Source organism: Bizionia paragorgiae, from assembly GCF_900107625.1.
Classification (GTDB): Bacteria; Bacteroidota; Bacteroidia; order Flavobacteriales; family Flavobacteriaceae; genus Bizionia; species Bizionia paragorgiae.
Map to the genome: position 1 here is coordinate 1 of NZ_FNQK01000030.1, position 11,582 is coordinate 11,582.

General features: G+C 36.9%; 7 protein-coding genes. 6 read left to right on the forward strand and 1 reads right to left on the reverse strand.

What is annotated here, in order from left to right; translation table 11 throughout:
* Positions 1-285: 285 nt before the first annotated feature.
* Entirely contained in the window at positions 286-1,875 is a 1,590-nt protein-coding gene (locus BLV64_RS14200; protein ID WP_092136720.1) for a peptide chain release factor 3, read from the reverse strand.
* A 206-nt stretch (positions 1,876-2,081) separates the two neighbouring features.
* On the opposite strand from BLV64_RS14200, the gene BLV64_RS14205 reads away from it, so the two are divergent.
* The 6 genes from BLV64_RS14205 to BLV64_RS14225 all read left to right on the forward strand — a co-directional run.
* Positions 2,082-2,270 carry a hypothetical protein gene (locus BLV64_RS14205; RefSeq protein ID WP_092136712.1) on the forward strand — a complete coding sequence of 63 codons (189 nt, stop codon included), beginning with the start codon at positions 2,082-2,084 and terminating at the stop codon, positions 2,268-2,270.
* Positions 2,271-2,302: 32 nt separating this feature from the next.
* Entirely contained in the window at positions 2,303-2,476 is a 174-nt protein-coding gene (locus BLV64_RS14595; RefSeq protein ID WP_177165344.1) for a hypothetical protein, read from the forward strand.
* 42 nt (positions 2,477-2,518) lie between these two features.
* On the forward strand, positions 2,519-2,671 hold the full coding sequence (locus BLV64_RS14600) for a hypothetical protein (RefSeq protein ID WP_177165345.1): 153 nt from the start codon (positions 2,519-2,521) through the stop codon (positions 2,669-2,671).
* A 385-nt stretch (positions 2,672-3,056) separates the two neighbouring features.
* A complete protein-coding gene (locus tag BLV64_RS14215) occupies positions 3,057-6,029 on the forward strand; it encodes a DUF11 domain-containing protein (protein WP_092136716.1) in 2,973 nt (990 codons plus the stop codon).
* A 515-nt stretch (positions 6,030-6,544) separates the two neighbouring features.
* A complete protein-coding gene (locus tag BLV64_RS14220; protein ID WP_092136718.1) occupies positions 6,545-8,458 on the forward strand; it encodes a CshA/CshB family fibrillar adhesin-related protein in 1,914 nt (637 codons plus the stop codon).
* A gap of 47 nt (positions 8,459-8,505) precedes the next feature.
* Positions 8,506-11,582 (forward strand): beta strand repeat-containing protein (locus tag BLV64_RS14225; RefSeq protein ID WP_143034185.1); only part of this gene is annotated, 3,077 nt, incomplete at its 3' end.

An 11,582-nucleotide genomic window follows, 5' to 3' on the forward strand; every position in this document is an offset into this window, starting at 1 on the left:
TGCTCAAAATATTTTAATTATGAGCAGCCGCCAATTCCATTGAATTTCGGACCAACGGGCCAAGCCTAGAAAAATAAAAAAAAACGTCCTTTTGAATGTTCAAAAGGACGTTTTCAATTGTAATAAAATTTAACTATTTAAAATTAATTTTTAAATTGGTTTTATCTATATCGCTCAAAAATCGACCGATTTTAAAATAGTTTTAAATGTGATTTAAACTTTTTGAATGGTATACTATAAGTTAGCGTTTAAAACGGCCTAAAAAGACTTGAAACATGGTTTTTGTTAATTAAATTCCGATGTGAAATGGAATTTAATGCTTGGGTACTTTTGTTGGGTCATTTGTAAAGAAAATGACGAATCGGCTAAAAATACTAACTGACCATCTTTATCTTTTGCTAAATAACGGTGTTTTACTCTTAAAAACTCCTTGTATTCTTCATTTTTACGATCTGTAGGTTCTACCCAACACGCCTTAAAAACATTCAAATTCTCGTAGGTACATTTAGCGCCATATTCGTGTTCCAATCGGTACTGAATAACCTCATACTGTAACGCACCAACCGTACCAATAACTTTTCTTCCGTTAATCTCTAAAGTGAATAGCTGTGCTACCCCTTCATCCATTAGTTGATCGATACCTTTATATAATTGTTTAGATTTTAAAGGATCGGCATTGTTAATATATCTAAAGTGTTCTGGAGAAAAACTCGGAACACCTTTATAATTAAGGATTTCACCTTCAGTTAGGGTATCTCCAATTTTAAAAGTTCCGGTGTCTTGTAAGCCTACAATATCACCAGGGTAGGAGATGTCTACAATCTCTTTCTTTTCAGCAAAAAAAGCATTCGGACTCGAAAACTTTACTTTTTTGTTATGTCTTACATGTAAGTAAGTGGTGTTTCTTTTAAACTCTCCAGAAACAATTTTTATAAATGCCAATCGGTTTCTATGGTTAGGATCCATATTGGCATGTATTTTAAACACAAAGCCTGTAAATTTATCCTCGTTAGGTTCTACCCATCGCTCTTCACTTTTCTTAGGTCTTGGTTTAGGTGCGATATCTACGAAACAATCTAAAAGCTCGCGAATTCCAAAACTGTTTAGAGCTGAGCCGAAAAATACAGGTTGTAATTTACTGTCTAAATACTCCTGTTTATCAAATTTCGGGTAAATCCCTTCAACTAATTCTAGTTCTTCTCGAAGTGTTTCAGCAGGTTTGTCACCAATTAACGTGTTTAATTCCGACGAATTTATATCCGAAATCTCTATGGTTTCTTCAATGTTCTTACGGCTATCACCGCTAAACAAATTAATGTTTTTCTCCCAAATATTGTATATACCTTTAAAATCGTACCCCATTCCAATAGGGAAACTTAGCGGCGTAACATTAAGGTTTAATTTTTGTTCAATTTCGTCAAGTAGTTCAAACGCATCTTTACCCTCGCGGTCCATTTTATTAACGAACACAATCATAGGAATGTTACGCATTCTACAAACTTCAACTAGTTTTTCAGTTTGTTCCTCGACCCCTTTTGCAACGTCAATAACTACAATTACACTATCTACAGCAGTTAGCGTTCTAAACGTATCTTCGGCAAAATCCTTATGTCCAGGCGTATCTAAAATGTTGATTTTAATACCATCATATTCAAAAGCTAAAACAGAAGTCGCTACACTAATCCCACGCTGACGTTCTATTTCCATAAAATCACTCGTCGCGCCCTTTTTTATTTTATTGCTTTTTACTGCTCCCGCTTCTTGAATAGCACCACCAAATAAAAGTAATTTTTCGGTTAATGTTGTTTTACCGGCATCGGGGTGAGCAATAATACCAAAGGTTCGTCGTCTGTTGATTTCGTCTTGAAATTTCATAATCATAAATTTGGGCAAATATAATGCAGTAATTCTGAAATCTCTAAAGTGGATGGCATTTCTTTCATGTGTTAATCTCTAAGCTGGAATTGTTTTGATTTTAACCTCTAGTTTACATGCTTAATGTAATGCTTATGCCTTTACTGTTTATACTATAAATTAAAATGCATCGTTTTCAAGCAAACACGTGTACCTCCCAAGAATGAGTGGAGGTCGGTTTAGTTATTGTATCCAGCCTTAACGCTTTTACCATTGGCACTAACGACAAAATCGGCTATAACACAAGCGAAGATCAAGATAATATTTCTGCCACTTTTGTAGTGGATGGAGCTGATGATTGGGTAGCTAAAGTAGATTTATCAAATGACCAGGTAACACCTGTATTTCAAAACTAGATTAGATTCAGATGGTTTAGCATTTGATAGTAATGGAAATTTATTTACATCAACTTGTAGTGTTTAAAAATCAACCTTGCGATGCAACGGCTTCAGTTAAATATTTATGGCCGGATGGTTTAATCTATAAGTTTGGAATTTCTAATCTTCCTAATGGTAAATCTTTTAGTGCAAATGCAGCAAGGGTAGGTGCTCAATTAGTATAACTGTGGCTAGTGGTACTTCTCAAAAGCTAGTAATCGCAGTAAATGTTAGGATGTAGGTGTGGTATTATTTTTTATTTTGCAGCAAAAGCAACAGCAAAAGCAACAGCAACAGCAGCAGAGGACGACGGAGAAGAAATCGTAGAGACGAGTGCGAGATCAGACTGCGATTCAACTCTTGGGAGTAGTTGTAACTAGTTATAAAATAAAAGATAGGTTATTCGCATTGGTCTGATTTTTTTAGGTAAGAAAGAAGTTTAAATACAAAACAATGTTTAGACTATGTGTTATACAGGTTGTTTGTCATTAATCTTATGCATATTAACGATATATATATATATATATATATATTGGTATAGTATGATTTTTTTTATCATATTTGTGCTCTGATTTATATACCCAAAATAATTTATCAAAATCTAGTTAGCTTAGCCGAAATTATAATTATTAATTAATTGCATCTCTTAATATAGCGCCCGATGTATTTTGTTTTAATGTTCGACATTATTTTGGATTTTAATAAATGCGTTTTTTAATAACATTATTATGTTTCATATGACTAGTATTATTACCTCTTTTTCAAGTGCATTTATCAAAAAAAAATGCTTTACACTACTTTTTTTTATTTTTAAGTTTTTCTCTTTTCAGTCAGACCTCTATTTCGGGAATTGTAAATTCCTATGCTGCTGTTACCGATATCACAGTAAGTAACTGTGAACCGTGTGAAGCAGATTGTGGGGATGTTATTACGGTTACAAGCACTAGTGGGTTTTCTGCAGGTGATAAAGCCTTGATTATTCAGATGAAAGGAGCTACTTTAAATACTTCAAATTCTAGCGAAGGTGGGACAATAACTTCAATTAATCAAGCAGGTAACTATGAATTTTTTCAAATAGCAGAAGTTGTAGGTTCAACAATTCGTATTCAATATCCTTTAATTAGATCATATGACATTGATGGTGTAATTCAAATTGTGAAAATACCACAATATAATTCTGTTGATATTGTTGGTGATCTAACAGCACCAGCATGGAACTCTGCTACAAGTACAGGGGGGATCGTGGCTTTATCAGCTGAACAAATTATTTTTAATGCGAATATTAATGTAAAAGGAAAGGGGTTTAAAGGCTTAGAAATGTCGGTAAATGGAACTCCGGATAACTGTAGTGTAAATCCAAATACGCAATATGTACTCCCTAATACCAATAATTCATCATTTGATAGAGGAGAAGGTATTGCCGTTCCTGTAGCAGCAACCAATAGAGGTCGTGCCCCACGAGCTAATGGTGGTGGTGCCGGTGTATCAGGTGATTCTGGTGGTGGTGGAGGTTCTAATTTCGGTGCCGGAGGTATTGGAGGGAAACGCTGGTGTAATGCCGATGAAAATGGAAATACCGGGATTGTTGCTGGAGGTATTGGTGGTTTTAGCATGGAGCCATATTTAATTCAAAATAAAGCCTTTTTAGGTGGAGGTGGAGGCCCTGGTTTTATTACGTCTAGCAACTTTTCTTTAGTGCCAAATGGTGGTGGGATAGTTATATTATTTGCAGACACTATTGAAGGGAATGGTTATGTAATTGATGCTGATGGAATATCTCCTACACCTATTGAACCTACAGGTCCAGCTGACGGTGGGGCCGGAGGAGGAGGAGGAGGTACGGTCCTTATAAAATCGGATAATATTAACTCTAATCTTACCGTTAACATCCGAGGAGGTGATGGACAAGATATTCTAGATTCAGATCTTCACGGGCCTGGTGGTGGTGGTGGTGGTGGTGTGCTATTGTATTCAACACCTACATTGTCTCCCTTTGTATCTCTTAATAATTCTGGAGGTGCCGCAGGGATCCACTATACGAAAAATCCGAAGACTGCAATTATAGGTAGTGAAAATGGGGCAGAGCCAGGAGGGCCGGGAGGAAAAAGATCCCTTTATAATGTGATCGAAAACACAAGTTATAGCGCCGATTTTGATGGAGATGGCGTTGCTGCGGGTTGTGATTTAGACTCTGATAATGATGGTATTTTAGATAGTGAAGAAGGCTGTGGTCCAGATGGTATTGGAGACCTTAATATCATATCTAATTTAGTAGAAGGAAACGAAAATAATACTGATAATGGAACTTATCCAACGACTATTTCAGGGTTAAATGCAACTTATACATTTGAAGAAAATGGTTCTGATATTAAGGTTGTTAATTTGTCTGCTGCAGGTCAGCAAGGGCCAGTATTTAAGTTTACCGGAAAGAAGAATGAAACGGCTGCTATTGACATCGTGTTTTCTGAGTATGTTTTAGGCAGTAGCTTTAAGTTAACTGATTTTGATGAAAATGAAGAGGTTACAGTGAATGTTTATGATCAAAATGGAACTTTAATAAGCTTAGCTGCAAGCCCATATGTTGCTTCGCGTGGTTCACAAGTTTCTCAAGCGAATAATATGTTTTCTACCTATTCTAACCCTAGTGATATAAACGGTGACCTTGTGTCTTCTGATGCTGTCGGGTCTGTATCTTTTAATTTTAGAGGTTTGTTAATTTCTAGGATTAATGTGGCTATTAAACATGTAAGGGAAAATAATTCTTCTATTCGATTCACCCAGGTCAATCAGTTCTGTATACCTTTGGACAGCGATTTAGATGGTATTCCTAATTATTTAGATACCGATAGCGATAACGACGGCTGTCCAGATGCTATGGAAGCAGCAGGGAATATTACTGCAGTTCAATTGGATACTAATGGTATGATAACAGGTGGTGTAGACGGAGATGGTGTTCCTACAGAAGTAAATGGAGGGCAAGACACAACAGCTGCCGTAACTATAAACGAAACAGTGACTATAAATAGTATTACTTCAGATGTTAGTGGAGCTATTTGCTCTGGAACAACTATTACCTATACGGCAAACGCAACAGGTACACGAGTTATCGACTTTTCAACAAACCCGTATTCTACTGAAGCTTTAGACCCTTCGGAAATAAATAATTACCAATGGTACGAAAGTACAGATGGCGGTACTACCTTTACTATTTTAAGCGGAGAAACAACTAATACTTTGACATTAACAAATGTTCAGGTGGCAGACCCTGTTAAGCAGTTTAAGGTGCTAGCATCATCTGCCAACAATAGTTGTGGTACAGAAGATACAATAAATTTAACGGTGGTAAATGAGGCTGACTTAAGCTTGGTTAAAACGGTTCATGCCAATCAAAATGCTACTGGATCAGAGATTACACAGGCTAATATAGGTGATACCATTTACTATAAAATTGTACTAACTAACAGCGGGCCTTGTGATGCTACGGCTTCAGTAAAAGATGTGTTGCCTGCAGGAGTGAGTTATATAGCAACAAGTTCTACTGTACCAACAGGTACCTTTGTAGTTGATGACTCTTCAAATATTGGGACATGGGACACTGTTACCGTAGAAAGTGGAAGTGCACAGACCTTAATCATAGCGGTGCTTATAGGACCAAATTGTGGTGATATTACCAATTTTGTAGAAGTAGAAACGAGTACTAGGCCTGACCCAGATTCAACGCCCGGTAATGCGCAATAAGAGATGCTAGAATAAATACATGGTGATGAACTGTTAAAAATGAATAGAGGCAAGAGATATATTTATTGCCAAAATAAAGTTGTTAAACGATGAAAGAGTGTGGATTAACGAAATATCAACGAACTTCGCTTAAAATACCTCATATTTGTAAATAATTGAATGTAAACTTAAATAATTAATAGCTAAAAATTACGTTGTACCCCACCCAAGTACCGAGCCTAGCCATAGTAATCAAGACGTTATGTAGAATAACGCAACCTTTTAATGGTGTAAAAAAACGCAATTCACGACATGATGTTAGTGCTTTGCTTTTTGTGTTTGACTGTTTTTTATTGTCTTTAAAAAACAGTTGTAATGGTGTATCTCTTTCTTTTAAATCAAATGTTTTTCGGTCTTATTTATATATTAGAATTGAAGGATATGGCTGTTTTTATTTAATTAATAATCAGTGAATACTATGACATAGGTCCTGTTATAAATCAATGCTTATTTGTAAATTGAATAGAATAACTAATATGAAAACAGATATGAGTTTCCCAAATCTAACCAATTCCGTGAAAATGGTACTGGCTTTTATGCTTTGTGTTTTTATGAGTGTGGGCTCTGTTGTTGCTCAAGATGCCTATGCGGTTTCGGTGTTTAGCTCAACAAATATTGAAAATCCTGATAATGCTTTAGGTGCTCCCGATTGTAAGGTGGCAAAAATGGAAATAAAAGATAAAAGTGAAATTATTTTAAAGCTCGGTGGTACAGTTAAGCCGGGTACAAATATCATATTCCGATTTAGAAGTGATAATAATGGAAATGGTAATGGGTTTGGTTTTATCAACGCATCAACTTCGCCAACTTTTTCGTCAACTAACGCTATCAGCGTAAAAGCTAATTCTACCTCATTTCAAACAGAAAATTTCCCTGTGTCAGCAACGCAATCCGGAATACAGTATGTTAAGATTAGCGGTGATAAAAAATTTCAATTGGAATCGGTTACTTTTACCAGAGAGATGAACCGACCAAGTGGTCCCCAATGTACTGCTGGTGCTATAGTAGGCACGCCGACGGCAGGAGATTCAGATGGTGATGGTGTAAATGATATTTGTGATTTAGATTCAGATAACGATGGCATTTTAGATGCCATTGAAAAACGATGTGATCAGCCTACTGTGGCTAACTCGATTTCAGGTTCAGGAGTTTATCAAGAGCAATTATATATTTTTAATTGGACTAGTGCAGTATTTAATAATGGAATTCAGAACGGAGATAGCCAAACATTTACTTTACCTGATGGATTAACAATTACAGCAACATTTTCTAATGTTGTTAACGGTAATTCTTACCGACCAACAGATATGAATACTTGGAGTGGTTCTAAACTTTGGCAAATGTATAATACGGGTAGTAATGCAGAAGCTTTTTATGGAGGTGAAAATGGAGATGCCTCTTTTACAATACAATTTACTGCTACAAAAAACGGTTTACCATTTGAGCTAGATCTTCTTGCTTTAGATGCTGAGGCAACCAATAATGGGAATGAAAGTATTACGTTTTTAACAAACGGAGGGAATTGGACGTTTTTAGATTCAATTGGTGGTGGCGGTGTGTGGACAGGTATTGGAACACAAACTATAATTACAACTGATACAGAACAGTCGGGAGGGAATTCTATATTTTATTCTGAAGGAGCTTCCTCTTTGAATATTAATGTAAATGCAGGGGGGCGCCAAGCTTTTGCATTAGGTATATATTTAATTTGTGATACCGATCAGGATGGAATTCCAAACTACTTAGACTTAGACAGTGATGGTGATGGTTGTCCAGATGCTATAGAAGGTGGAGGGAACTTCTCACACGGCGATTTAATAGAAAGTAATATGAATGGTGGTAATGCTGGTGGTGCTTTTAATGGTACTTCGCCAAGTCCAGTTGTTTATAATTTAGGAGTAGGACCAGTAAATAACGATGGTGTTTTAGATACAGTAGGAGCAGGGCAAGCAGAAGGAACCTCTAAAGATCCTTCTACAAACAACTGTGCAACAGATTTACGACTGACAAAAACTGTTGCTAACGCAGCAGGTACAATCATAACCGAAGCGAATGTTGGGAAAACCATTTATTATACAATAACAGTTTTTAATGAAAGTCCTTACACTATTCCGGTAACAGACATAATAGTAAAAGACTATCTGCCAGCGGGAGTCACCTATAATTCGGGTGCCTCAATAATTCCAGTAGGTACAACATTCTCGGTAACAGGTACAACAGGTACTTGGGATTTAGCTAGTACACTCCTAGCACAAGGCGCTAGTATAGCAATAACAATTGCGGTAGACATCGGTCCTAATTGCGACGATATAACCAATACAGCAGAAATATTTTCAGCAACTCCAAGTGAAGACATTGATTCTACACCCGGAAACTTGCAACAACCATAATAAGAATTGACTAGACCATAGATTTTATATCTATAGAATAAATAAGTATGAAACAACACTACATAACCCCTGTATCAAAGCATTTACAAAAATTTTTATTTTTTGTAGTGCTTTCATTGTTTACAGTATTTAACGCACAAGCGCAAACGCCGTCTGAGGATGATGAATATGCGGTGAAGATTAAAGTAGTGGATACAACTGTCCCTACAATATCAGCGCCATCACCTATCGACCTGGAAGGTTGTTCTACAGGTCAGCTAACAGCAGGCTCAATAGCACATTATGATTATAGTGCTACTGAGGTAACAGTAGACTTGGCAACATTTAATGGGTTTACGGATTATTCAGCTGCCGATGCCGCTAATAATATTGATACAGTTACCTATATAGATACTGTTTCAGGTACAGATCCAAATATTACTGTAACAAGAACGTGGACAGTAACAGATACATGTGGTAATACGTCGTCGACAACACAGGAAATTACAATAACAAATAGTTTATCTGTTGTAACCACAACAGTAACACAACCAAATTGTTTTGGTGAAACAGGAACTATAGATATTACTGCGTCAGGAGGAAGCCCAATTATTGGCGGGTATACGTATTCTTGGGTGAAAGATACTGGGGCAACAGAATATTCTACAAGTGAAGATTTAAACAATTTAGAGCCGGGTAGTTATCAAGTAACAGTTACCGATGTAAATGGGTGTACTGTTAGTTTATCAGATCCTGTAATAATCAATGCAGCACCAAATGTAATAAATGCAACAGAAACAACATCAGCTCATCAAGATGTTACTTGTAATGGAGTAACTGACGGTGCATTTACAGTGGTAGCAACAGGCGGAGCAGGAACACCATATACTTATAGTCTTGCTGCCGATTTTAGTAATAGCAATACAACCGGAGAGTTTACAGGTTTAATTGCAGGAGATTACACTGTTTATGTTAAGGATGCAAATGGATGTGAAGATCCATCACCAATAGTTGTAACTATACAGCAACCAGATGCATTGACGGCAGTAGTTAGTGGAACGAGTACTATTTGTAGTGGAAGTACAGCAACTATAACTGTTGAGTTATCAGGAGGAACGCAACCATGGGCTGTTACATTGCTTGGTCAAACTTCAGCAACATCGGTAACAGATACTGATAGTACAGATGATAATTCATTTAGCTATACATATACTACTGAAGCATTAATTAGCGATACGACTTTTGATTCAAGCAATATTACTGTTACCGATGCTAACAATTGTTCTTCTACAATAACAGGAAGTGCTGTAGTTACGGTAAATGCCTTACCAGAAATATCTGGAGATTCACAAGTATGTATTGGTTCAAATATAACATTATCAATTACAGGAACGGGAGGAACATGGACTTCTTCTAATACAGCTGTTGCAACAGTAAATAATTCAGGAGTTGTTTCAGGTCTTACTTCAGGAACAGTGCAGATTACTCATACCGATGCAAATGGTTGTGAGTCTGCTAATTATGAGGTAACGGTATATAATTGTGAATTATCAATTACTAAAGTTGCAAATCCAACAAGTATTACTACTCCAGGTGTAATTAACTATACCATAACCGTAGTTAATACAGGAAATGCAGATTTAACAAATATAGATGTAACCGATCCTTTTGCAGGCGGTGCAACATATAGCTCAGGAGATACGGCAGATACAGGAGTGTTGAATGTTGGGGAAACTTGGGTTTACACAGCTAGCTATACTGCTACACAAGCAGTTATTGATGCGGGAGCAGATTTAGTGAATACGGCTAGTATTGTAACTAGTGAAATATCACAACAAGATGCAAATGCAACGACAGTGATAAAGCAATCACCAGCCTTAACTGTAAACAAGACGGTTGATCAAGCAGCTATCAGTTCACCAGGTACATTAAACTATACAATAGAAGTTTCCAACACCGGAAATACCTCATTAACCAATATTGTTGTAGATGATACTTTTGTAACGATAGGCCCAACTTTAACGGGTGGTGATACTAATAATGATAATATCCTTGACGTTGGTGAAACCTGGATATATACTGCAACGAAGATTGTCACTCAGGTGATGATTGATGCAGGTACAGACTTAGTCAATACAGCTAGTGTAACTTCTACGGAAGTAGCAACTGCTGTTGTTGATGATGCGACGACAATTGTTGAACAAAAACCAAGTTGGACAGTAACGAAAGAAGCAGCAGAATCTACTTATACAGCAGTGGGTAATACGTTAAATTACACTATTACTGTAGTAAATACAGGAAACGTATCTATAACTGGAGTTACAGTGAGTGACCTAGGAGCAGATGCTACACCAGGTGTTGTACGCGGATCGGATTTAGTAGGAAATGACGATGCTACTTTAGAAGTAGGCGAGTCTTGGACTTATACAGCGGTACATACTATTACGCAAGCAGACATTGATGCAGGATCATTTACCAATACAGCAACTGCAACAGCAATGCCATCAGGGGGAACTTTAGATGAAGCAACAGGATCAGCAACAGTAGATGCAACCCAAACATTATCAGTTTCTAGTGTAACTGTGACAGAGGGTGCGGATTTAGAATTTGTTATTTCTTTAACAGGTTCTAGTACAACGGACATTATTTTTACTCCAAGTATCGCTCATGTTACGACATCAGGTTCTGATATTACTACTCCTATTCAATATAGCATTGATGGAGGAGCAACATGGATTACATGGACTTCAGGTGATATAACAATTCCTTCGGGAGTGACTAATGTGCTGTTTAATATTCCAACAGTTGATGATAATATAGTTGAACCAACAGAAACATTAACATTAACAGCTTCAGTAACTAGTAACAACACTTCTAATGGAAGTGCACAAGGAGTTGGGACTATTACAGATAATGATGCTTTAACAGTAAGTATCGCAGCCATCAGTGTTACTGAAGGCGATGTGAATACGACCGAGAACTTTGTCGCAACCTTAAGTGGTGTTGCAGAGGAAGACGTTGTATTAACCTTTACAACAACTGCAGGAACAGCAACAGATGGAAGTGATTACACTGGGCAATCGACAGTTAGTTATACAATTATAGCAGGAACGACTAGTGTTAACATCCCAGTAGAAATTATTGG